This is a genomic window from Streptomyces sp. SID5643 (assembly GCF_009872555.1).
In the GTDB taxonomy this organism is placed as follows: Bacteria; Actinomycetota; Actinomycetes; order Streptomycetales; family Streptomycetaceae; genus Streptomyces; species Streptomyces iakyrus.
Window position 1 is genome coordinate 17,278 of record NZ_WWIC01000119.1, and the last position, 21,286, is coordinate 38,563.

General features: G+C 72.8%; 19 protein-coding genes. 5 read left to right on the forward strand and 14 right to left on the reverse strand.

Going from position 1 to position 21,286, the window contains the following annotated elements; genetic code table 11:
- Window positions 1-12 precede the first annotated feature (12 nt).
- The 3 genes from GTY56_RS15145 to GTY56_RS15155 are packed head-to-tail and all read right to left on the reverse strand — an operon-like array spanning window position 13 to window position 3,522.
- Window positions 13-996 (reverse strand): ABC transporter permease, encoded by a 984-nt coding sequence (locus GTY56_RS15145; RefSeq protein WP_161365883.1) that lies wholly within the window; start codon window positions 994-996, stop codon window positions 13-15.
- Complete coding sequence (locus tag GTY56_RS15150) at window positions 993-2,501, reverse strand: sugar ABC transporter ATP-binding protein (RefSeq protein ID WP_161365884.1); 1,509 nt, start codon at window positions 2,499-2,501, stop codon at window positions 993-995. The genes GTY56_RS15145 and GTY56_RS15150 overlap by 4 nt, the downstream gene beginning before the upstream one ends.
- A gap of 10 nt (window positions 2,502-2,511) precedes the next feature.
- Window positions 2,512-3,522 (reverse strand): sugar ABC transporter substrate-binding protein, encoded by a 1,011-nt coding sequence (locus GTY56_RS15155; RefSeq protein WP_161365885.1) that lies wholly within the window; start codon window positions 3,520-3,522, stop codon window positions 2,512-2,514.
- A 207-nt stretch (window positions 3,523-3,729) separates the two neighbouring features.
- Between GTY56_RS15155 and GTY56_RS15160 the strand changes: the two genes are divergently transcribed.
- Complete coding sequence (locus GTY56_RS15160; RefSeq protein ID WP_161365886.1) at window positions 3,730-4,761, forward strand: helix-turn-helix transcriptional regulator; 1,032 nt, start codon at window positions 3,730-3,732, stop codon at window positions 4,759-4,761.
- Between the two features lie 15 nt (window positions 4,762-4,776).
- On the opposite strand, the gene GTY56_RS15165 is transcribed toward GTY56_RS15160, so the two are convergent.
- A complete protein-coding gene (locus GTY56_RS15165; protein ID WP_161365887.1) occupies window positions 4,777-5,718 on the reverse strand; it encodes a TIGR03619 family F420-dependent LLM class oxidoreductase in 942 nt (313 codons plus the stop codon).
- Between the two features lie 108 nt (window positions 5,719-5,826).
- On the opposite strand from GTY56_RS15165, the gene GTY56_RS15170 reads away from it, so the two are divergent.
- A complete protein-coding gene (locus GTY56_RS15170) occupies window positions 5,827-6,399 on the forward strand; it encodes a MarR family transcriptional regulator (protein ID WP_161365888.1) in 573 nt (190 codons plus the stop codon).
- A 5-nt stretch (window positions 6,400-6,404) separates the two neighbouring features.
- Here GTY56_RS15170 and GTY56_RS15175 read toward each other — a convergent pair whose 3' ends face one another.
- The 10 genes from GTY56_RS15175 to GTY56_RS15220 all read right to left on the reverse strand — a co-directional run bounded on the left by GTY56_RS15175 (window position 6,405) and on the right by GTY56_RS15220 (window position 16,426).
- Entirely contained in the window at window positions 6,405-7,100 is a 696-nt protein-coding gene (locus tag GTY56_RS15175; protein ID WP_161365889.1) for a gamma-glutamyl-gamma-aminobutyrate hydrolase family protein, read from the reverse strand.
- Complete coding sequence (locus GTY56_RS15180) at window positions 7,097-8,587, reverse strand: aldehyde dehydrogenase (RefSeq protein ID WP_161365890.1); 1,491 nt, start codon at window positions 8,585-8,587, stop codon at window positions 7,097-7,099. The genes GTY56_RS15175 and GTY56_RS15180 overlap by 4 nt, the downstream gene beginning before the upstream one ends.
- 60 nt (window positions 8,588-8,647) lie before the next feature.
- Entirely contained in the window at window positions 8,648-10,099 is a 1,452-nt protein-coding gene (locus tag GTY56_RS15185; protein ID WP_161365891.1) for an amino acid permease, read from the reverse strand.
- A 137-nt stretch (window positions 10,100-10,236) separates the two neighbouring features.
- Entirely contained in the window at window positions 10,237-10,839 is a 603-nt protein-coding gene (locus GTY56_RS15190; protein WP_161365892.1) for a TetR/AcrR family transcriptional regulator, read from the reverse strand.
- Window positions 10,840-10,894: 55 nt separating this feature from the next.
- Complete coding sequence (locus GTY56_RS15195) at window positions 10,895-11,740, reverse strand: fumarylacetoacetate hydrolase family protein (RefSeq protein WP_161365893.1); 846 nt, start codon at window positions 11,738-11,740, stop codon at window positions 10,895-10,897.
- The gene (locus tag GTY56_RS15200) at window positions 11,733-12,662 is read right to left on the reverse strand and encodes a 3,4-dihydroxyphenylacetate 2,3-dioxygenase (protein ID WP_161365894.1); all 930 of its coding nucleotides are present in this window, start codon (window positions 12,660-12,662) and stop codon (window positions 11,733-11,735) included. The genes GTY56_RS15195 and GTY56_RS15200 overlap by 8 nt, the downstream gene beginning before the upstream one ends.
- Window positions 12,655-14,118: an aldehyde dehydrogenase gene (locus tag GTY56_RS15205; protein ID WP_161365895.1), complete on the reverse strand. Its 1,464-nt coding sequence runs from the start codon at window positions 14,116-14,118 to the stop codon at window positions 12,655-12,657. Before GTY56_RS15205 ends, GTY56_RS15200 begins: the two co-directional genes overlap by 8 nt.
- A gap of 97 nt (window positions 14,119-14,215) precedes the next feature.
- Window positions 14,216-15,028, reverse strand: a complete 813-nt coding sequence (locus GTY56_RS15210) for an acetoacetate decarboxylase family protein (protein ID WP_161365896.1) — start codon at window positions 15,026-15,028, stop codon at window positions 14,216-14,218.
- Window positions 15,025-16,236, reverse strand: coding sequence for an NAD(P)/FAD-dependent oxidoreductase (locus GTY56_RS15215; protein WP_161365897.1), 1,212 nt, complete (start codon window positions 16,234-16,236; stop codon window positions 15,025-15,027). Before GTY56_RS15215 ends, GTY56_RS15210 begins: the two co-directional genes overlap by 4 nt.
- A gap of 1 nt (window position 16,237) precedes the next feature.
- Entirely contained in the window at window positions 16,238-16,426 is a 189-nt protein-coding gene (locus tag GTY56_RS15220; RefSeq protein ID WP_031108213.1) for a ferredoxin, read from the reverse strand.
- 345 nt (window positions 16,427-16,771) lie between these two features.
- Here GTY56_RS15220 and GTY56_RS15225 point away from each other — a divergent pair, with 345 nt between their 5' ends.
- From GTY56_RS15225 to GTY56_RS15235, 3 genes are all read left to right on the forward strand, one after another.
- Entirely contained in the window at window positions 16,772-18,121 is a 1,350-nt protein-coding gene (locus GTY56_RS15225) for a type I glutamate--ammonia ligase (protein WP_161365898.1), read from the forward strand.
- Between the two features lie 27 nt (window positions 18,122-18,148).
- Window positions 18,149-19,435: a cytochrome P450 gene (locus GTY56_RS15230; RefSeq protein WP_202510208.1), complete on the forward strand. Its 1,287-nt coding sequence runs from the start codon at window positions 18,149-18,151 to the stop codon at window positions 19,433-19,435.
- A gap of 262 nt (window positions 19,436-19,697) precedes the next feature.
- Window positions 19,698-21,080, forward strand: a complete 1,383-nt coding sequence (locus GTY56_RS15235; protein ID WP_161365899.1) for an FAD-binding oxidoreductase — start codon at window positions 19,698-19,700, stop codon at window positions 21,078-21,080.
- Window positions 21,081-21,286: the final 206 nt, after the last annotated feature.

Genomic DNA, 21,286 nt, shown 5'->3' on the forward strand with positions numbered 1-21,286 from the left:
TGGGGTGGGCGGTCAGCGCCCGGTGCGGGGGGCGAAGTACGCCAGGGCCGCGCCGGCCACCAGCGCGGTGCCCTGGGCCATCTGCTGCCAGAAGGCCGGCACGTTCAGCAGGGTCAGGCCGTTCTGCAGGGCGCCGAGGAAGAGCACGCCGAGCAGGACGCCGAGGATGGAGCCGGAGCCGCCGGTGAGGGCGACGCCGCCGAGCAGCACCGCGGTCAGGACGGTCAGTTCGAACCCGGCGCCGGAGGTGCCGGCCACCGCGCTGTCCAGCACCGACGCCTTGATGGCCCCGGCCAGGGCGGCGGCCACGCCGGTGGCGACGAACAGGGCGAACGGGGTGCGGCGGATGTGGATGCCGGAGAGGTGGGCGGCCTCGCGGTTGACGCCGATGGCGAAGACGTGCCGGCCTGCCGGGGCGAGGGCGAGGAACAGGGCACCCGCGGCCAGCACGAGCGCCGCGATGACGACCGGCGCGGCGATCCCGGCGACGCGGGCCCCGCCGATCCAGGCGAACCCGGAGCCGAAGCCGCTCAGCGGCAGCGGGAACAGCTGCTGCGCCAGGCCGCGTACGGCGGTCAGCATGCCGAGGGTGACGATGAAGGCGGACAGGCCGAACCAGCAGCACAGCAAGCCGTTGACCGCCCCCACCAGGGCCCCGGCCGCGAGCGCCCCGAGCAGGGCGACGGCGGGCGACTGGTGGTGCTGCCCCGCCAGCCAGCCCCCGACCAGCCCGCCGAGGGCGAGCGTCGAGCCGACCGACAGGTCGAGGTAGCCGCTGATCACGAGCAGGGCCAGGGGGACGGCGACGATGGCGAGGGTCGCGGCGTCGGTGGCGATGCCGCTCAGGTTGGCCGGGTCGAGGAAGCTGCCCGTGGTCAGCTGGAAGACCAGCACCATCGCGACGAGCACGACGAGGAGGGGGTTGCGGCGTAGGGCGGCGAGCCCGCCGGTGGTGATCGGGCGGGGCCGCGGGAGGACCGGGTCGGCGGTGGTCATGCTGCTCCTTCGGCGGTCAGGGGGTCGTGAACGGCCGACAGCAGTACCTGTTCGGTGAGTTCGGCGCCGGAGAGTTCGCCCGCGATCCGGCCCCGGGAGACGATCAGGCAGCGGTCGGCGAGGGCCACGACCTCCTCGGGGTCGCTGGAGGCGAACAGCACGGCGGTGCCGCGTTCCTCGGCGAGGGTGGACACGACGCGGTAGATCTCCTGCCGGGCGCCCACGTCGACGCCCTGGGTCGGCTCGTCCAGCAGCAGCACGTCCACGGGCCGGGTCTCGTTGATCCACCGGCCGAGGACGAGCTTCTGCTGGTTGCTGCCGGAGAACGCGCCCGCCGGCAGCCGGGGCCGGGCCGGGCGCAGTCCGACGGCCGTGGCCAGCGCGCCGAAGACCCGCCGCTCGGAGCGCAACGCCCGCAGCCCGTGGCGGGACAGGGTCTTGACGGAGGGCAGCAGCGCGTTGTCCTGCGCGGTCATCGAGGGGAACAGGCCCTGGGCCCGCCGGTCGGCGGGGACGAGCGCGATCCCGGCCGCGAGCGCGTCGGCCGGCCGCACGGGGGTGACGGTGCGGTCGCCGACGCGGATCGCGCCCGCGGTTGCACGGCGCCTGCCGTAGAGGGTCTCCAGGACGCGGGTACGGCCCGAGCCGATGAGCCCGAACAGACCGACGCGCTCGCCCGCGGCGACGGTGAGGCCGACGGGCCCGAAGCCGGGCCCGTGCAGCGCTTCGACGACGAGACGCGGTGGGGCGGCAGGCCGTCGCGGCTTCGGTACGGCCTGCGCCGGCCGTCCCGCGATCGCCTCCACCAGGTCCCGCCGGGTCCGCCCCGCCACCGTCGCGTGGTGGGCCACCCGGCCGTCCCGCAGGACGGTGACCGCGTCCGCGAGCCGTTCGACCTCGCCCAGGAGATGGGTGACGTAGACGATGGCGAGGCCCTGGGTGCGCAGGTCCTCGACGCGTTCGGCCAGGGCGTCGGTCTCCGCGCCGGACAGGGCGGCGGTCGGTTCGTCGAGGACGAGGACGGAGGCGCTGCGGCTGAGGGCCTTGGCGATCTCCACCAACTGGCGCTGTCCCATGGGCAGGTCACCCACCCGGTCACGCGGGGAGCACTTCGCGGCCACTCGATGGAGCAGTCCGGCGGCGACCTCCTCCTGGGCGCGCCGGTCGATGCGGCCGTGCCGGGTCCACTCCTGGCCGAGGAAGATGTTCTCCGCCACGGTCAGAGCGTCGACCACGCTGAGCGTCTGGAAGATGACCGCCACACCGGACGCGATGGACTCGCGCGGGGTGAGCCGGGCGTACGACGTCCCGCCGACCTCGATGGTGCCGGCGTCGGGCGGGTAGGCGCCGCCCAGGCACTTGATGAGGGTGGACTTGCCGGCGCCGTTGTGGCCGAGCAGGGCGTGCACCTGCCCGGCGGGGACGGTGAGGTCGACGCCGTCGAGGGCCCGGACGCCGCCGAAGGACTTCGTCAGGCCGCTGACGCGGAGGCTGGTGGTGGTCATGGCGCCCGTCCTAGGCGTTCTGGGCGAGCAGGGCGTCGATCCGGGCGGTGTCGGCGCGCTGGACGAGCGTGATGGGCACCTGGGCGCTGGGGTTCGCCTTTCCGGCGGCGACCGCGCGCGGCACGTCGACGATGGCGGCGGCGATGTCCTTCGGCGCGAGGGCGGCGGAGGCCCGGTAGAACGTGCCCTGCTTGACGGCGAGGAGGGAGGGGGCGGAGCCGTCCTGGCCGCCGACGAAGGTCTTCGCGTCGTCCTTGTCCCGGCCTGCCTGCTGGAGGGCCTTGAAGCCGCCGTACGCGGCGGCGTCGGTGACGCCGAGGACGAGGTTGAGGTCGGGGTGCTTGGCGAGGACCGCCTGCGTCTTCGACAAGCCCGTGTCCGGGTCGATGGACTGCTCCCGCGCCACCACGTCGACGCCGGGCGCCGCCTTGGTGAAGGCGTCGATCATGCCCTTGGTGCGTTCCCGGCCCAGCTCGATGGTGTCGTCGGTGAGGAAGGCGATCTTGCCCTTGCCACCGAGGTGCTCCTGCGCCCACTTCGCCGCCGCCGCGCCGAGCAGGGTGCCGCCCTCGCGGAAGCTGAACCGGATGTCGGCGCTCTGGTGTTGCAGGGAGCCTCCGTAGGTGACCCAGATCAGGCCCGCGTCGAGGGCTGCCTTCGCGATGGGTTCGGCGGCCTCGAAGACCATGGGGAAGGAGACGATCGCGGGGACGTCGCGGGCGACCCAGGTGTTGAGGTTGGTGGCCTGGGTGTCGGCACTGGCGTTGTCGCTCGTCGTCAGCAGGGAGATGCCGTGCCGCTTCGCCCGGGCGGTGGAGAGCTTGACCAGCGTGGAGTAGAGCGGGAGCTGGGTGAAGGGGTAGTCGAGGCCTATCGTCGTCAGGCGGGTGCCGCCGGAGCGTGCGGGCTTGGCCGATGCTGCCGTGTTCTCCGGGGCCGAGCAGCCCGCTGCCGCCAGGGCGGTGGCGGCGGACAGCGCGAGGAAGTCTCTGCGCGAGGCGGTGTACGGGGGTGGGGTCATGGCGAGGGCTCTCCGAGGGGCGGGCCCGACTGGAGCGGGCGTCCGGCTGTGCCGAACAGGAAAGACCGGCCGGGCCCGCCGCACCATCCGTACAAATACCGACCGAGGGTTCCGCCCGGGCTCCGCCGGACGTCTTGTGGGACCCCGGCGGGCCCCCTATCGTTAGGCCCCAAACGACATCGCTGCCCGAGCCGCCCGGAGGCTCGCATGACCAGCCACCACCAGATCGCGGCAGCCGCCCGCATCGGCATGCTCACCCGCGAGCGCGACACCGCCTCGGCCTCCGCGCAGGCCCTGCGGGAACTCGCCCGCGCACTGCCGCTGGACGCGGCGACCCTGCTCACGATCGACCCGCTGACCGGCTCCCACGTCCAGATCGCGAGCATCGGCTACACCGCCGAGGCCTCGCAGGCCCTCGCCGGCGAGTTCGTCGCCACCCCGTGGTACCGCAACGTCGTACGGCGGGAGCTGCCGCCGTCCATCTCGGAGGACGCGGAGGACTCCGAGGAGGCCGGTCCGCGCTTCCGGCACGGCTGGTTCTACGCCGAGCGGGTCCGCCCGGCCGGTTTCCGGGACGGCGTCACGGGAGCGCTGCGCCACCGGGGCCGGCTGGTGGGTCTGGTCCATCTCTCCACCGAGACCGCGGACGCCTACGACACCGACGCGCGACGGCTGCTCGCCTCCGTGATCCCCGCCCTGGCCGCCTTCGCCGACCCGCTGGCACACGCCGACGATCTGCACGGCCTGGCGGACGCGGACGCGGCGAGCCTCGTCACCGGCGACGGCCGCGTCGTCGACCTGCCCGGACGCGACCGGCCCCGGGTGCTGCGGGAGGAGGGCGGGTTCGGGGCGCTGCTGCACGCCTTCACCGGCACGGGCGGTCAGCGGCTGCGGCTGCTGTGGCCGGCCGGCGGAGGCTGGCGCCGGGTCGTCCTGCACCGGCATCCGGCCGGGCCCGGCCTGGCGGCGGACGCGGTGCTGGTGCACGAGACGCCCACGGAACTGCCGTACGGGCTCAGCCCCCGGGAGCTGGAGGTGCTCACCCGGGCGGCCACCGGCCAGACCAACCAGGCCATCGCGCAGGCGTTGTTCCTGTCCCCGCGGACCGTGCACAGCCATGTCGAGCACCTGCTGCGCAAGACCGGCTGCGCCTCCCGGGCCGAGGCCACGGCGCTCGCGGTGCGGGACGGGCTGCTGCGGCCGGACCCGGACCACCTGACGCGGTTCGTCGAACGGTGATCCGGGCCGGGGCGGTCAGGACGTCAGCGCCTCGACGCGCCGCATCACCTCGCGGCAGAACTCCCCCACGCCGCCCGGGTCGTCGATGAACTGGTTCGGCTTGACGCAGAAGGTCGTGAAGCCCTGCTCCAGCTGCTCCGGGATCACGGACAGCGCCGCGCCGAGGTCCGCAGGTGAGCGGTCGTCGGGGAAGACGGCCTGCGTACCGCCGATCATCTCCAGGCCGGCAACGTCCCGCCCGGCCGCCGACATCGCCTCCTTGAGTCCTTGCAGGTCCTCGGGCGTGGGCCGGCCGAGCGGGTGGAAGCCGTGGCCGTACCGGACGAGGCGGCGCAGGACCGGGCCGTGCAGGCGCTGGCCGCCGAACCAGAGCCGGGGGCCGTCGGGCCGGTGGGCCTTGGGTTCGAAGTACACGTCCCGGAAGGGGTAGTGCGGTCCGTCGTGGGAGATCGGCGACGGCCCCCAGGCCTTCGCCCAGACCTCCAGGTGCTCGTCGAGGAGCCGCCCGCGCCGGCCGAAGGGCACCCCGAGGGCGTCGTACTCGTCCTTGCTCCAGCTGACCGTCGGCTGCACGACGAGGCGGCCCTCGCTGATCAGGTCGAGGGTGCCGAGCTCGCGGGCGAGCAGCAGGGGGTGGCGCAGCGGGGCGAGGACGGCCGCTGCGGCCAGGCGCAGCCGGGAGGTGACGGAGGCGATGGCGGCGAGCAGCAGCAGGGAGTTCGGCCAGGGGGTGTGCGGGTCCTGGTTGCCGGGGAGGGCGTAGTCGCGGGGGTTGCCCATGACCCCGGCGGCCGCCGCGTCGGGGCCGAGGACGATGTGCTCGCTGAGCATGACCGCGTCGAAGCCGGCGTCCTCGGCTTCGCGGGCCCAGCGGACGGCGGCGGGCAGATCGGCCCGGCCGCCGGTGAGGGTCCAGTTCTCACTCAGGACGAGGAGCATGCGGGGAGGGCTGGGCATGACGGGGTTCCCTTTCGACTTCGTACAATTTGAGTCCGAACGACCGGACGGCCCGGACGAGCCGCCCGTGTGTGCGTGAGACGTCGCGACCAGACGAAGGAGCCGCCCGTGCCGGGGCACCGATCCATCACCGAAGCCGAGAAGCTCGCCGCGGCGAAGCTCGGCGGCATCGCGATCCGCCGGGAGCAGATGGCGGCGGTGGCGAACATCTACCGGGCCGCATCCGCGGTGCGGCAGCACCTGGAGAACTCGGTGCTGCGCGGTTCGGATCTGACCTGGACGGCCTTCGTGGTGCTGTGGGTGGTCTGGGTGTGGGGCGAGTCGGAGACCCGGCACGTGGCGGAGGAGGCGGGGATCTCCAAGGGCACGCTGACGGGTGTGGTGCGCACGCTGGAGTCCCGGGGCCTGCTGCGACGGGACGGCCATCCGAGCGACGGGCGGCTGGTACTGCTGCGCCTCACCCCGGAGGGCGAGGAGTTCATGGCCCGGGTGTTCCCGGCGTTCAACGAGGAGGAGGCCTTCGTCACCGCCGGGCTCAGCGACGCCGAGTGCCGCAGCCTCGCCGAGGGGCTGCGCAGTGTGGTGCTCCAGGTGGAGGAGCACGGCGAGGAGCGGCGGCAGTCGCTGCTGGGCGGCGCCGAGCCCGCCCCGCGGCGCAGCGGCCGGCGGCCCCGGGCCTAGGGGCCTCACCGGGTCGCGGCCCGCACGAGCGCGTCGAACAGGCCCTGCTGGGCGGGGTCCTCGTGGGCCGTGTCCTCCGGGTGCCACTGGACGGCCGTGAACCAGCCCGCGGCGCCCGGGAGTTCGAGCGCCTCGACCGTGCCGTCGGCCGCCCGGGCCGTGACGCGCAGGTCCCTGCCCAGCCGGTCGGCGCGCTGGTGGTGGTAGCAGGACGCGTCCACCTTCTCGGCGTCGGCGGCCCGGGCGACGAGCGAACCGGGTTCCAGGGTGACGGGGTGAACGAGATGCCGGTGCTCGCGCTCCGGCCCTCCCATGTCCTGCTGCAAGGTGCCGCCGAGAGCGACGTTGACCACTTGGAGGCCTCGGCACACGGCGAGCAGCGGCAGCCCCGACTCCAGGGCGTGCCGCGCGACGTCGAGGTCGAAGGTGTCCTGGAGGGTGTCGACGTCGTAGACGGTGTCGTGGGTGTCGGTGGCGCCGTAGCGGGAGGGGGCGAGATCGCCGCCGCCGGGGAGCAGGACGCCGTCGAAGCGGGCCAGCCGGGCGGCCGTGCCGGTGTCCGCCGGGTGGATGCCGGCCGGTTCGCCGCCGGCCCGCCAGACGGCCTCGACCAGGGCGCGGGCGTTGACCTCGGCGGCGTACCGGAGCGCGGAGGCCGTGGCCGAGAAGCGGGCCGGGATCGCTATCAGGGGCCGGGTCACAGCTGGATCCAGGTGGTCTTGAGCTCGGTGTACTTCTCCAGGGCGTGGGCGGACTTGTCGCGGCCGTTGCCCGACTGCTTCATCCCGCCGAAGGGCACGGTCAGGTCGCCCTCCTCGTAGCAGTTGACCCAGACCGTCCCGGCCTTGAGGGCCCGCGAGACCCGGTGGGCGGTGGACAGGTCGGAGGTCCACAGGCCGGCGGCGAGCCCGTACTCGGTGGCGTTGGCCAGGCGAACCGCCTCGTCGAGGTCGTCGAAGGCGAGCACCGACAGGACGGGGCCGAAGATCTCCTCCCGCGCCAGGCGCGAACCGGGGTCCACGTGGTCGAAGACGGTCGGCTCCAGGTACGTCCCGCCCGTCTCCTCCAGGACCCGGGCGCCGCCGGTGCACAGCCGGGCACCCTCGTCGAGGCCGTGCCGGATGTGGTCGCTCACGCGGTCCAGGTGTGCCCGGCCGACGAGGGCGCCCATCTCCGTCTCCGGGTCGAGCGGGTCGCCCACCCTCAGGGCGCGGGCCCGCCGGACCACGGCCTCGGTGACCCGCTCGGCGATCGAGGAGTGCACGAGGAGCCGGGAGGGGGCCGTGCACATCTCGCCCTGGTTGAAGAAGATGCCCCAGGCTGCGGTGGCGGCCGCTTTGTCCAGGTCGGGGGCGTCGGGCAGAACGATGTTGGGCGACTTGCCGCCCAGTTCCAGCCAGACGCGCTTGAGGTTGGAGTCGGCGGCGTAGCGCAGGAAGTGGCGGCCGACGGCGGTGGAGCCGGTGAAGGCCAGGACGTCGACGTCCGGGTGGAGGCCGAGGGCGCGGCCCGCCGAGGGGCCGTCGCCGGTGACGACGTTGAGGACGCCCGGCGGGAGGCCGGCCTCGGTGGCGAGGCGGGCGAGCAGCAGGGCCGAGAGCGGGGAGTTCTCCGAGGGCTTGAGGACGACCGTGCAGCCGGCCGCCAGGGCCGGGGCGATCTTCCAGCCGGCCAGGGTCAGCGGGAAGTTCCAGGGGACCACCGCCCCGACCACACCGGCGGGTTCCCGGGTGACCAGGGCGAGGGCGTCCGGGGCGGTGTGCGGGGACTCGTCGGTGAGCTTGTCCGCGAGCTGGCCGTACCAGCGGAAGGTGCCGGTGACTGCGCGCAGTTCGATGCCGTACGCGTCCGAGATCGGTTTGCCCATCTCCAGGCTGACCGTGAGGGCGAGTTCCTCGCGCCGTTCTTCGAGCAGATCGGCGAGGCGGAGCAGGGCCCGGCCGCGCTCGGCGGGTGCCAGGCGCGGCCACGGGCCGGTGTCGAAGGCGCGCCGGGCGGCGGCGACGGCCGCGTCGACCTCGGCTGCGCCGCCGTCCGCGACGTCGGCGACGACCCGGCCGTCCCGCGGGGACACGACGGGGAACACCGCCCCTCCGCCGGCCTCCTCGGCGCCGTCGATGTGATGGGCACCGGAGAGCTGGAACGCCGTGGCGCGGCGCAGCCACTCGTCGTGGGGGACGGCCGGCATGAAGAATCCTCCTTTGGTCTCGGACAGGGCGGGGCTGTCCGCGGAACGACGTGCTCGTGGTCAGTCGCCGGCGGCCCTGCCCCGCACCCGTGCGGCGACGAGGCCGAGCGCCATGACGACCGGGACGGACAGCGTGAGCCACAGGGCGGTGCTGCGTTCGCCGCCGATGAGGGTGGTGAAGTTGGCCAGGATGAGCCAGATCGCCCCCGCGATGCCGAGCGCGCCCAGGGTGGGTGCGATCAGCGTGTTCCACGGGCGGCTGTCGAGGCGGGAGCGGCGGAAGAAGACGACGACGGACACCGAGGTCAGCAGGTACAGCAGCATCATCGCCAGGACGGCGACGCCGCTGAACCAGGAGAACAGCGTCAGCACCGGGTCCTTGCCTGCCAGCGCGAAGGGCACGACCAGGAGGACGGCGAGCACCGTCTGGACGCACCCGGCGGTCCAGGGCGCGTGGCGCCGGTTGAGGCGGCACAGCCGCAGCGGCAGCAGCCGGTCGCGGCCGAGGGAGAACAGGTAGCGGTTGGCCGAGTTGTGGAAGGTGAGGATCCCGGCGAAGAGCGACGTGGCGAGCAGGACGGGCAGCACGTCGCCCACCCAGCCGCCGAAGTCGGCCGCGATGGGTGCGAAGACGAACCCGGCACCGTCGCCGCCCTCCAGGGCCTTGCCCGCGGCCGCGGTGGCCCGGGACGCGCCGTAGGAGGAGATGAGCATCCAGGAGACCAGGGCGAAGAAGCCGGTGACCACGGCGACCGCGAGGTACGTGGCCCGGGGCACGGTCTTCCTGGGCTCGCGGGCCTCCTCTCCGTAGATGGCGGTGGCCTCGAAGCCGAACATGGAGGCCACGGCGAACATCACGGCCACGCCCGGTGCGCCGTCCAGGGCCGCGGACGGCGAGAAGCTCTCGGCCAGGCCGAGCCCCTCGGGTCCGCCGCCCTTGAAGAGGGTGACCAGGGCGAAGACCGAGAGGATGCTGAACTCCGCCAGGACGAACACGGCGAGGACTTTGGCGCCCATCTCGACACCGGCCGCCCCGAGCCCCTGGACGACGGCCATGGTGGCCAGCGTCCAGACCCACCACGGCAGGTCGAGGCCGGTGTGGGTCGCGACCAGGCCGCTCACGATGGCGCCGTAGAGGCCGTACATGGCGGCCTGGATGGTGCAGTAGGCGAAGAGCGCCAGGCCCGCGCTGCCGGTTCCGGTGGTGCGGCCCAGGCCCTTGCCGATGTACGTGTAGAAGGCGCCCGCGTCCACCACGTGGCGCCCCATGGCGACGAAGCCCACCGAGAACAGCAGGATCACCAGGCCCGCCACCAGATAGGCGGCGGGCACACCGGGGCCGTTGCCGAGGGCCACGGCGATGGGGGCCGCGCCGGCGATGCCGGTCAGCGGGGCCTGGGCGGACAGGACGAAGAAGAGGATGCCCAGGACGCCGAGGGCGTTGGGCTTGAGCGTGCCTGCGGTGGGCGCGTCCGGTTCCGTCGCGTGCCGGGAGACCGTCTGACTGTCCACTCGGATCACCTGCCAGAGGGGAGGAAGGATCGTTTCAGGCCAAACGAGTTGCCTCATCGTGAGGCCGAACTATCCGTTTGGCAAGGGGTGAGGGACGAGGAGTTCCAGCGCGGCGGGGCGCGGGAGACCGGTGCGGGTCAGGCCTCGTCGCCGCGCCGCCCGGCGAGCAGGCGCAGCACCGAGCGCAGCTCGTCCAGGGCCTCGTCGATGACCTCGCGCTCACCGAAGACCAGCTGGTGCAGGACGAGGCCCTCCAGGGTGGCGAACACCATCCGGGACAGGCCCCGGTCGACCGGGCCGGGCAGCATCTGGGTGAGTTCACGCCGGGTCGCGTCGAAGTACTCGTCGTACAGCGAGCGCAGGTGGGCCAGGAGCTCGGGGCGGCGCCGGGCCTCCAGCAGCAGCTCGTACTGGAAGGCCTGGAGGTCCGGACCGGCCTCCACCATGTCCGTCAGGCCCACCGAGAAGTCGGCGACCTCGCCCGTGCCCGGTTCGAGGGCGCTGCTGCTCAGGGAGGAGCGGATGGCGTGGGCCACGGCCTCCTCGATCAGCGCGTCGCGCGAGCCGAAGTGGTGCACGACCAGGCCGTGGGTGACGCCGGCCTCCTCCGCGACGGCCCGGTAGGTGAGCCTGCGCAGCCCGCCCCGGGCCACGACACGCACGGCGGCCTCCAGCAGGGCCTCACGTCCCGTGCCGTAGTTCACGCGCTTGCGGGGGCGTCGCCCGGCGGGCTCGGTCATGCCCGTGACCCTACCGGGGCGCTCGCACGCGGCGGCGGGACGGCCGGGCCCCGCGTCAGCGGCGAGGGGCCCGGATGCCACGGAACTCCCAGTCGCCGCCGAGCGCGGTCGACAGCACCTCCTCCGACTCCGTGGGCTGGGCGCCCACGTCGGTGCGGACGGCGGTCGGTCCGGTCACGATGTGGTTGGTGAGCCGCCCCAGTCCCTCGACCTCCACCTCCACGACGTCCCCCGGCCGGACGGGCCGCGAGTTGGCCGGGGTGCCGGACAGCAGGACGTCCCCGGGGTACAGGGTGATGGTGCGGGCGATGTCGGCGACGAGGTAGTGCATGTCCCACTTCATCTCGTCGGTCGATCCGTCCTGCACCACCTCTCCGTTGACGTACGTCCGCAGCCGCTTGCCGTGGAAGTCCCAGTCGGTGACCAGCCCGGGGCCGAGCGGGCAGAGGGTGTCGGAGCCCTTCACCCGGAGCATCGACCCGGCGTCGGTGTCGCGGAAGTCGTGCAGGCCGTAGTCGTTGGCAACGGTGTAACCGGCGATGTACTCCCCGGCCTCGGCCGGCGGGATGTTCCGCGCGGTCTTCCCGATGACGATGGCGACCTCGCCCTCGTAGTTGAGCCACTTGCAGCCCTCGGGGCGGACGATCGCGCCCCGGTGGGAGTTGAGGGACGAGGTGGGCTTGTGGAAGTAGGTGGGGGTGTCGGGCAGGCCGATCCGGAACTCCTCGACGCGGCTGCGGTGGTTGAGGTGGACGGCGATGACCTTGGACGGGACGACCGGCGGCAGGTGCCGGGCGTCCTCGGCCTTGACGCGGCGGCCGTCCCCGGCGACGAGTTCGTCGCCGTCGACGGCGACCTGGACGGCGGCACCGTCGAGGAGGATGCGGCGGTACTCAGGCATGGGCGGACTCCTGGGCGGGGGTGTGGTCGGCGGTCCAGCCGCCGGCGGGGCGGTCGAACCAGAGGTGGGCCTGGCCGGTGCCGACGGAGTTCTCGTACGCGCCGTACTGGCGGGCCTTGGCGACACAGGCCTGCTCGCCGAGCGCGCCGGCCATCATCAGGTAGTGGAAGAACTTCGCCTCGGGCTTGTGCTTCCAGAACGCGTCCATCGTGTCGAGGACCTTGTCGTGGCGGCCTTCCTTGAACCAGGCGATGCGTTCCTGGTCGGCCTCCCGGGCCTCGGGGGTGCGGATGTGCACCGGGTCGCTGGCCTCGTGGTCGCGCAGTTCGCGCAGCGGCCAGAAGGTGTGCGAGAGGGCGCCGGAGGCGATGAGCAGCACCCGTCGCCCGGGGGTCGCGGCGATGCCGTCGGCCAGGGCCCGCCCGAGCCGCAGGTGGTCCTCCATGTCGCCGGTCTGGCAGACGCCGATGGTGACCCAGCGCTTGTCGGGCAGTCCCTCCCCCAGGTACTTCCAGAGGTTGAGGGTGGCGTAGTAGATCGGCAGGTACGCGTCGTCGATCGGGGTGATCCAGGTGCCGTGTTTGTCGGCGAACGCGGCCACGTTGTGGGCGAGTTCGGGGTCGCCGGGGAAGTCGTACGGCATCCTGCACATGCCGCGCGGCAGTTCCTCGGAGGTGAAGAGTCCGGCCCTGCGCGCCTGCGCGGTGACGACGAACTCGACGGTGGTCGCCCAGTGCGAGTCCAGGACGACGACGGTGTCGTAGTCATTGGCGCCATCCCGCTCGAAGACGTCCCGGCGCAGTTCCCGGAGCCCGGTGACGAGGGTGATCTCCTTGCCCTCGTTGAGCTCCAGCCGGTCGGCCTCGGGCAGCACGATGGTGGGCACGTGGGCGAGCAGCCCGGCCCCGACGATCTCACCCATGGTCCTGCTCCCATCCCTCCGGGGCGGTGACGGTGTTCTTCAGGTCGCAGTAGAAGTCGAAACTCCAGGTGCCGCCCTCGCGGCCGACCCCGGACTGCCGGGAGCCGCCGAAGGGTGCCCGGAGGTCGCGCACGAAGAAGCAGTTGACCCAGACGGTGCCGGCGACGAGCCGCGCGGTGACCCGCTCGGCCCGCTCCCGGTCGCCGGTCGCGACGGTGGCGGCGAGCCCGAACCGGGTGTCGTCGGCGAGCCGTACGGCCTCGTCCTCACCGGCGAAGGTCTGGAGGGTGAGAACCGGCCCGAAGACCTCCTCCTGCACGATCTCCGAGTCCTGGGCGACGTCAGTGAGCAGCGTCGGCGCGTAGTACTGCCCGTCCTTGCGGTGCCCGCCGATCACCGCCCGTGCCCCGGCCGCGAGGGCCCGCTGCACGAATCCGTCGATCTTCTCCAGCTGGCGGGGGTGGATGTTGGGGCCGATGTCCGTGGCCTCGTCGCGCGGGTCCCCTTGCTTCAGGGCGCTCGCCTTCTCTACGAAGCGGCGGGTGAACTCCGCGACGATCGACTCCTCGACCAGCAGCCGGGTGGCCGCGAGGCAGACCTGCCCGGCGTTGTCGTACTGCTCCACGGCGAGGTCGACGGCCAGGTCCAGATCGGCGTCGGCGAAGACCAACAGGGGTGACTTTCCACCGAGTTCGAGACTCAGCGGGGTGAGATGCGCGGCGGCGGACTCCGCGATCCGCTTGGCCGTCGGCACCGACCCGGTGAAGCTGATGCGGCGCACGTCGGGGTGGGAGGTGAGCGCGTCGCCGATCTCTGAGCCGTACCCCTGGACGACGTTGAGGACACCGGCGGGCAGTCCGGCCTCCGCGGCGATGTCGGCCAGCAGGGAGGCGGTCAGCGGCGACCACTCGGCGGGCTTGAGGACGACGGTGTTCCCGGCGGCGAGCGCGGGGGCGACCTTCCAGGTGGCCAGCATCAGGGGCGCGTTCCACGGCGTGATCAGCACACAGGGCCCGGCCGGGTCCCAGCTGACGTGGTTGGTGTGACCGCGCGTCTCGAAGTCCTCGTGTTCGAGGCGCAGCAACCAGTCGGCGAAGAACCGGAAGTTGTGGGCGACGCGGGGCATGACGCCTCGCCGGTGGGAACGCAGCAGAGCGCCGTTGTCGGTGGTCTCGACGATCGCCAGCTCTTCGATCCGCTTCTCGACCCCGTCGGCGACGGCGTGCAGGATGCGAGCGCGTTCGGCCCGGGGGGTGGCGGCCCAGCCGGGAAACGCGTCCCGGGCCGCGGCGACAGCGGCTTCGGCCTCGGCGGGCCCGCCTCGGGCGATCTCGCCGAGGGCGCTGCCGTCGATGGGCGAGTGATCGGTGAAGGTCCCGGCGGAGGCGACGCGACGCCCCCCGATCCAGTGCCGGGTATCAACGGGAACGCCGGCGACGGTGATGGTGTCAGACATAAGAAGAGTTCCATTCAACGAGGGGCATTGCACTTCCCTGGGGGCGCCGGGGAACTGCGCGATCAACCACGACGAGACCGGCACCCGCCCACAGACCTCACTCGGCAGACGCTCCGGACGTACCGCTCTCCAGCAGCCGCCCCCCGTCCCAGACCACCCCGACCTGCCGGTAATACGCAGCGATCGGCTCCCGCACCTCCAGCCGGGCCAACTCCTCCGTAGGCGCCTCGAACAGCTCCAGCTCCGCGTCCCCGACCCACGGTTGACCAGCCTCGAAGGACGCGGCCCCGGACTCGATCAGCTCATCGAGGGCGAGCCCCTTGCCCTTCTCGACCGACGGCAGCCACCGGTGGTGGGCCATGGGATGCGCATTGACGAACCCGCCGCTCCCGGACGGCTCCCGCAACGTCACCACCGCCTGGGCGAGACGCCGGTCCGCAGCCGCCAGCGTCGCCCCGAACCGCGCCCCCGCCTCGATCCGCGGAGCGGGTCCATAGGGATGCGGCCGCGTCTGATGAATCGAACCCAGCTTCTTCGGATACCCCTGATGCAGCCCCCGCGCGATCGCGAAGTCCTTGTCCACCCAGATGTAGACGCACCGCGAGTACGTCCGCCCCCCGAACCGGCACCGCACCACCGCGAACGCCTCCTTGTACTGCGCCCGCACGGGGTCCAGCAGCTCCTCCCCCGACGCGGAGCACGACTGCCAGTCGGCCCAGATCAAGGCGACGGCGCCCGGATCCTCCTCCGCCAACTCCAGTGGTTCGGGCAGCAGTTCCCGCACGCGCGCGGGGTCCGTCCGGTACTCGACGGTGAGCAGGTCACCGGAGTACCGCCAGGGCGGAGCGGGGACCAGCGACGACGCGCCCGTCGCCGTCTTGGGATGGAAGTAACCACGAAGACCGGTCACGAGGGGGCTCCTTGCGGGGTGAGGGCGGGCTGCTTCAGCAGTTCGGCGCGGTACCGGGCGGCAGCCCGGGCCGCTGAGGGTCCGCCGAGCGCTACGACACCGACCAGCAGCCCGTCGCGGTGGTAACCGACCAGCACGTCTCCCGAGAGGTCGCCGTCCAGGACCCGGACGTCGCCGAGCCCCAGGCCGGGAGCCCCGAAGGACTGCAACCGGAAGTCGTGCTGGTCGCTCCAGAAGGTGGGCAGCGGCGTGAAGGGCCGCAGGCCGGTGTCGCCGCCGACGAGGACCTTCGCCGCGTGCTTGGCCGAGTCGGTCGGCACGGACCAGTGCTCGACCCGGCGCGGCACTCCGTCGTAGCGGGCGTTGGGGAAGCGGGCGACATCGCCCACGGCGACGACCTCGGGACGGCCGCCGGCGCGCAGGTGCCCGTCGGTGAGCACGCCGTCGCTCAGGTCGAGTCCGTTGCCGTCGAGCCACTCGATGTTGGCGACCGATCCCACGGACTCCACCACCACGTCGGCGGGCAGCACGGACCCGTCGCTCAGCACGACCCCGGTGACGTGCTCGCCGCCCTCGAACCCGGCCACGCCGACGCCGAGCACGAAGCGGACCCCGCGCTGTTCGTGCCGTGCGCGCAGTTCCCGCGCGAGCAGCTCCCCCAGCGGCGCGGCCATGGGCAGGGGCAGCGGATCGACGACGGTCACCTCGGCGGCACCGAGCCCGACGGCGGTGGCGGCGACCTCGCAGCCGATGAATCCGGCGCCGACCACGACGACCCGTACGCCGGGGCGGGTCAGGCCGCCCCGCAGCACCTGGGCGTCGTCGATGGTCCGGACCGTGTGGCGGCCGGCGACCGGTCCGGGGCAGTCCAGCCGGCGGGGCCGCATCCCGGTGGCGACGACCAGACCGTCGTAGCCGAGCACCGCGCCGTCGTCGAGTTCGACGGTCCGGTCGGCGAGGCGGGCGGAGACGATCCTTGTGCCGAGCCGCCATTCCACGTCCGTCGCGGACGCCTTCGGCGTGAAGGCCAGGGAGGCGAAGGCCGCCTTGCCCGCGAGGACCTCCTTGGACAGCGGAGGCCGGTTGTACGGCGGGTGCGGCTCGTCGCCGATCACCGTGACGGAGCCGGTCCAGCCCGCGGCGCGCAGCTGCTCCGCGGCCCGCAGTCCGCCCAGGGAGGCGCCGGCGACGACGATGCGCCCGCTCATGTCAGTCCTCGATCCGGATGGCCTGTAGCGGGCAGACGTCGGCGGCCTCCTCGACCTCGTCGCGCAGGGCGTCGTCGGGGTCGGGGACGTAGGCGAGGCGGCCGTCGTCGTCCATCCGGAAGACGTCGGGTGCCGAGAAGACGCACTGGCCGTGGTCCTGGCACTTGTTCATGTCGACGACGACCTTCATGGCCGGTCCTCCTGAATGTGAGGGCGTCGAAAGCAGTGGGAACGGGGAGAAACAGGGCCCGGCCGGAAGGGGCCGGGCCCCGGCCAACGGGGTACGTGGAAAGCACCCCGAACTCGTTTGGCTTCAAACAAGGTAGGCAGGGGCAGGGGTCCGGTCAAGAGCTATCCGGATGGATAAATTGTTTCCCCGAGCCTCTTGCGGGGCCTCTCGTCCCCGCTTACCGTTTGGCGTCAAACAGCCCTGGGCGGTCATGGCTCCGCCGCGCCCGGACGCTCGCTCTCACGCCACCCGCCTCCCCGGCCCCGTGTCCCGGAGGTGTCCCGACGTCCGCCCGAGGAGACAACGGTGAGCGCTCACGATCTGGAAGAAGTCCGCCGCCACATGGACCGGCTCGCCGCCGACGGCATCGACGTGGTCCGGGTGACCTATCCCGACCTGATCGGCACCGACCGGGCGCGTGACGTGCTGCTCGACGAACTGCCCCGGGCCTGTGAGCACGGCCTGGCGTTCTGCCGGGCCGTCTACCACACCAGCCCGCAGGGGGACGTGGTCCCGGTCAGCGGCGGGCTGGACGCGGGGCTGCCGGACATCTGCGTCCGCCCCGACCTCGGCACGCTGGTGCCGCTGCCCTGGGAGCCGGGGGTGGCCGCCTGCCTGGGCGAGGTCGTCGACCCGGCGACCGGCGCGCCCGCCCCCGAGTCCCCGCGCGATCTGCTGCGGTCGGTCCTCGCCCGGTGCGCCGAGCACGGACTGCGGCCGGTGGTCGGACCCGAGCTGGAGTACTTCCTGTGCGAGCCGGACGGAAGCGGCGGCTGGCGCCGCTACGCGCCCGACCCCGGCGTCGTCTACACCGCCGGTCTGCGCGCCGACCCGGACAACCACCTGCTGCGCACCCTGCGGCACGTGCGTGATCTGAAGGTCGGCGCGATCAGCGGCAACCACGAGTTCGACGGCGGGCAGGTCGAGATCAACCTGGCCCACTCGGACGCCGTGTCGGCCGCCGACCGATCGTTCCGCTTCAAGGCCGCGATCAAGGAACTGGCGCGGAAGGAGGGCCGGCTGGCCACTTTCATGGCCAAACCCTTCAACGACGCGGGCGGCTCCGGCTTCCACCTCCACCTGTCGTGCGACGACGAGGAGGGCCACAACACCTTCGACGACCCGTCGGGCGCGTACGGCCTGTCCGCCACCGCACGGCACGCCGTCGCCGGTGTCCTCGCCCACGCACCGGCCCTCGCCGCGCTGCTCAACCCCACGGTCAACTCCTACAAACGCTTCGGCCCCGACACCCTGGCTCCCTGGCTCATCGACTGGGGGCTGGACAACCGCAGCGCCATGGTGCGCATCCCGCCCGAGCGGGGCAGCGGCGCCCGGCTCGAACTGCGTCTCGGCGACGCGAGCGCCAACCCCTACCTGGCGATCGCCGCCACGACGGCCGCCGCCCTGCTGGGCGTGCTGGCCGGCGAGGAGCCGCCCGCCCCGCTGGAGGGCTACGGCTACGACACGGCCCGCTCGGCCGTCCTGCCCCAGACCCTGCCCGCCGCGCTGGACGCGCTGGAGGCGGACACCGCCCTGACCGGCCTGCTCGGCAAGGGCTTCACCACGTCCTTCCTCTCCTACAAGCGCGACGAGGTCGAACGCTTCCACCGGCACGTCACGGACTGGGAGTTCACCGAGTACGCCTACCACCTGTGACCCCCTGTGACGCCGAGGAGCCTGCCGATGACGACCGAGACCCCGACCGACGCCCTGCGCGAGCCGCTGCCCCTGGCCGACGTGGACCTCACCGACCTGGACCGCTTCACCGACGGCGTGACGCCGTGGCGGATGTTCCACACCCTGCGCCACGAGGACCCGGTGCACTGGCAGCCCGAGGAGGCGCCCAACTCCGGCTTCTGGGCGGTGACCCGGCACGAGGACATCGTCCGGGTGGACCGCGACGCGGAGACCTTCACGTCGACGAGGTTCGTCAACCTGGAGGAGGTCGACGACGACCAGATCAAGAAGCGCGCCTCGATCCTGGAACTGGACGGGGTGCGGCACCGGGCGCTGCGCAGCGTCATCCAGCGGCAGTTCGGCGCGAACGTGATCAGCGGGTACACCGACTTCCTGCGCGGGCTGACCGCGAGGACCCTCGACGCCGCCCTGGCCAAGGGCCGCTTCGACTTCGTCGAGGACGTCTCGGCGGACTTCCCCATCAACGTGCTCGCCCGGCTGCTGGACGTGCCCCCGGAGGACAACCGGAAGCTCATCGACTGGGGCAACCGCATCATCGGCCACACCGACCCCGACTACGCGGACGTCCTGCTGCACAGCGACGAGAGCGAGCGCTACCGCGACCTGCCCTTCCGCTCCCCCGCCTCGCTGGAGGTCTTCGAGTACGGCCGCGAACTGGCCCGGCAGCGGCGCGGCGGCGACGGCACGGACCTGGTCTCCCGGCTGGTCAACACCATGCCCCGGGACGGCGTACCGCTCTCCCCGCAGGACTTCGACAACTACTTCCTGCTGCTGGTCGTCGCCGGCAACGAGACGACCCGGCACACCATCTCCCACTCGATGCTGGCCCTCCTCCAGCACCCCGGGCAGCTGGCCCGCCTCCAGGAGGACCCGTCCCTGATCCCGGTCGCGGTGGAGGAGTTCCTGCGCTGGGCCTCCCCCGTCTACCACTTCCGCCGCACCGCGACACGCGATGTCGAGCTGGGCGGCAAGCGGGTGAAGGAGGGCGACAAGGTGGTGATGTGGTTCGCCTCCGGCAACCGCGACGAGGAGGTCTTCGGCAATCCCTACGACTTCGACGTCGCGCGCCGCGACAACGACCACGTCACCTTCGGCAAGGGCAGCCCGCACCTGTGCCTGGGCAACCTGCTCGCCCGCACCGAGATCCGCATCATGTTCGAGGAGCTGATCCCGCGGCTGGCGGACATCCGCCTGACCGGCGCCGTGCCGCGCGTGCGCTCCAACTTCGTCAACGGCATCAAGAAGCTGCCGGTGGAGGTCACCCCGGCCTGACGCCCGAGGTCACCACCCGCGCGGGCTGCCGTGCCATGCGAGGGCGGCCGCGCCGGCCGAGGGCGGACGCGAGGCGCGCCACGAAGGCTCCCCGGCGGGGCGTCCTCGATGACGTCGAGCGGCAGGTGCGCCTCCCGAGCCGGGCCGACCGCCACCATGTCTCTTCGCGCCCTCCGGCCGCGAGGGCTGCGGACGTGCGTCGTGCCGCGGTCGGCGGGAGGCTGGTGGTGTCGGCACGGTCATGCGGCCCGAGGAGATCGCCATGGACACCGCCACCCTGGAAGACATGCGGACCACGCTGCGGGGGCCGGTGATCGGCCCGCGGGACGCCGGATACGACCAGGCGCGCAAGATCTACAACGCGATGATCGACAAACGGCCCGCCGCCCTCGTGCCCTGCGCGGACGCCGCCGACGTGATGGCCGCTGTCACCTACGTCCGCGACCACGGCCTGGAACTCGCCGTGCGCGGCGGCGGGCACAGCGGCCCCGGCCTGTGCCTGGTGGACGACGGCGTGACGGTCGATCTCTCGCCGATGCGCTGGGTGCGGGTCGACCCGGAGGCGCGCACCGCCGAGGTCGGCGGCGGCAGCCACCTCGGCGACCTCGACCACGCCACGCAGGCCTTCGGTCTCGCCACCCCCACGGGCATCATCTCCATGACGGGCGTCGGAGGGCTGACCCTCGGCGGCGGCCACGGCTACCTCACCCGCAAGTACGGGCTGACCGTGGACAACCTGATCGCCGCCGACGTGGTGCTGGCGGACGGCAGCTTCGTCACCGCGAGCGAGACCGAGCACCCGGACCTGTTCTGGGCCCTGCGGGGCGGCGGCGGCAACTTCGGCATCGCGACCTCCCTCACGTACCGGCTGCACCCGGTGGGCACGGTCGGCGCCGGGGTGACCGTCTGGCCGGTCGACAGCACGCGTGAAGTGCTGGCGTGGTACCGCGAGTTCCTCCCGCAGGCGCCCGAGGACGTCTACGGCTTCTTCGCCGTCCTCGTCGTCCCGCCCGGCCCGCCCTTCCCCGAGGAGCTCCACGGCACGAAGGTGTGCGGCATCGTGTGGTGCTGCACCGGTGACCTCGACGGGGTCGACGAGACCCTCTCGGTGGTGAACGACGCGGGCCGGCCGGCCTTCCACTTCACGACGCCGATGCCGTACGACGCGCTCCAGGGCATGTTCGACGAGCTGATCCCGACGGGCTACCAGTGGTACTGGCGGGGCGACTTCTTCGACGGCATCCCCGACGCCGCCCTGGACGTGCACCTCGCATACGGCCGGAACAACCCCACGCCGCTCTCGCTGATGCACCTCTACCCGATCGACGGCGCCGCCCACCGGGTCGGCCCGGACGACACCGCGTGGAGCTACCGGGACGCCCTGTGGTCCGGCGTCTTCGCCGGCGTCGACCCCGACCCGGCCAACGCCGAGACGATCCGGCGGTGGTGCGTGGGCTACCAGGAGGAGCTGCACCCGTTCTCGATGGGCGGCTCGTACGTGAACTTCATGGGTTCGGGCGAGGGCCAGGAGCGGGTCCGGGCGACGTACCGCGGCCACTACGACCGGCTCGCCCGGATCAAGCGCACCTACGACCCGGACAACCTCTTCCACGCCAACCAGAACATCGAACCGGCACGAGGGTGACGGCCACGGGCCGGACGGTCGACGCCGACGGGGCGCACCTCTGGGGTGGAGCAGCGGGGCGCGGGACCCGGCGGCCTTCGCGGGGATGGCCAGGAGGTGCCGGAGCTGTCCAACGCGCTGGTCGGCGCCTTGTGGAGGCGCGGGAGGAGGAGGCCTCCGCCCGGCCTCGCTGAGCAGGCGGCCGTTTCACCGGCCGGTGCCCGCCG

Bases quoted from the DNA above. Each gene is read 5' to 3' on its own strand.
- GTY56_RS15200 (WP_161365894.1), bottom strand. From the start codon at position 12,662: ATGGGTGAGATCGTCGGGGCCGGGCTGCTCGCCCACGTGCCCACCATC.
- GTY56_RS15230 (WP_202510208.1), top strand. From the start codon at position 18,149: ATGACGACCGAGACCCCGACCGACGCCCTGCGCGAGCCGCTGCCCCTG.
- GTY56_RS15205 (WP_161365895.1), bottom strand. From the start codon at position 14,118: ATGTCTGACACCATCACCGTCGCCGGCGTTCCCGTTGATACCCGGCAC.
- GTY56_RS15155 (WP_161365885.1), bottom strand. From the start codon at position 3,522: ATGACCCCACCCCCGTACACCGCCTCGCGCAGAGACTTCCTCGCGCTG.
- GTY56_RS15235 (WP_161365899.1), top strand. From the start codon at position 19,698: ATGGACACCGCCACCCTGGAAGACATGCGGACCACGCTGCGGGGGCCG.
- GTY56_RS15220 (WP_031108213.1), bottom strand. From the start codon at position 16,426: ATGAAGGTCGTCGTCGACATGAACAAGTGCCAGGACCACGGCCAGTGC.
- GTY56_RS15190 (WP_161365892.1), bottom strand. From the start codon at position 10,839: ATGACCGAGCCCGCCGGGCGACGCCCCCGCAAGCGCGTGAACTACGGC.
- GTY56_RS15165 (WP_161365887.1), bottom strand. From the start codon at position 5,718: ATGCCCAGCCCTCCCCGCATGCTCCTCGTCCTGAGTGAGAACTGGACC.
- GTY56_RS15215 (WP_161365897.1), bottom strand. From the start codon at position 16,236: ATGAGCGGGCGCATCGTCGTCGCCGGCGCCTCCCTGGGCGGACTGCGG.
- GTY56_RS15160 (WP_161365886.1), top strand. From the start codon at position 3,730: ATGACCAGCCACCACCAGATCGCGGCAGCCGCCCGCATCGGCATGCTC.
- GTY56_RS15180 (WP_161365890.1), bottom strand. From the start codon at position 8,587: ATGCCGGCCGTCCCCCACGACGAGTGGCTGCGCCGCGCCACGGCGTTC.
- GTY56_RS15145 (WP_161365883.1), bottom strand. From the start codon at position 996: ATGACCACCGCCGACCCGGTCCTCCCGCGGCCCCGCCCGATCACCACC.
- GTY56_RS15195 (WP_161365893.1), bottom strand. From the start codon at position 11,740: ATGCCTGAGTACCGCCGCATCCTCCTCGACGGTGCCGCCGTCCAGGTC.
- GTY56_RS15150 (WP_161365884.1), bottom strand. From the start codon at position 2,501: ATGACCACCACCAGCCTCCGCGTCAGCGGCCTGACGAAGTCCTTCGGC.